Below are 527 nucleotides of genomic sequence, written 5' to 3' on the forward strand. Positions count from 1 at the left end.
GTGCACTGCTTTCCTTTTTCTTACTTGCGAACCTCAGATTTCCTGTATTACGAGTTTTCTTCGTGCCACTCATCGTGTTCTTCGCGCCAACGCCGAAGCTCTTTCTTCATCATGAGGCGCACACCTCTTGCCGCCTCTTCGTACAGTGCGGCGCGCGCCTCTTTCACTGTGTCCCCGGCCTCAAGTTCGGCATCCATGCTAAAGCTGACCGAAACAGGCTCGTAGGTAACGGCCTGAACCGTCTTGCTCAGGTTTACTGAGATTCGTGTCACTTTCATTGGTAATTCGTTCTCCGAATTTCACGCAAGATCATGCGCAGGTTTTCCTTGTAAGGCTTCGCGGTCAGGGCTCGACGCTTCTTAGCGCGATTGATGATGCGACGCGCCACTTCCCATTCTGCTCGCGAGTACTCCGGGCACGTGTGATTGGTCTTGTCAAAATCGCACCACGCGAAAAAATGGCGAACGAATCCGGATCGATTCATCTGGGCTCGCATAAAATCAGCCATCGCAACACCCAGCTCACGG

2 protein-coding genes are annotated in these 527 nt (G+C 52.9%); both read right to left on the minus strand.

The features are described from left to right. Nucleotides 1–47: 47 nt before the first annotated feature. The gene (locus AC1RP1_RS07775) at nt 48–278 is read right to left on the minus strand and encodes a hypothetical protein (RefSeq protein ID WP_289859366.1); all 231 of its coding nucleotides are present in this window, start codon (nt 276–278) and stop codon (nt 48–50) included. Further along, nucleotides 275–527: hypothetical protein (locus tag AC1RP1_RS07780; RefSeq protein ID WP_289856401.1), on the minus strand; the 253-nt coding region annotated here is incomplete at its 5' end. The genes AC1RP1_RS07775 and AC1RP1_RS07780, both read right to left, overlap by 4 nt.

Source organism: Dellaglioa sp. CoH-56-MRSF-13, from assembly GCF_056782095.1.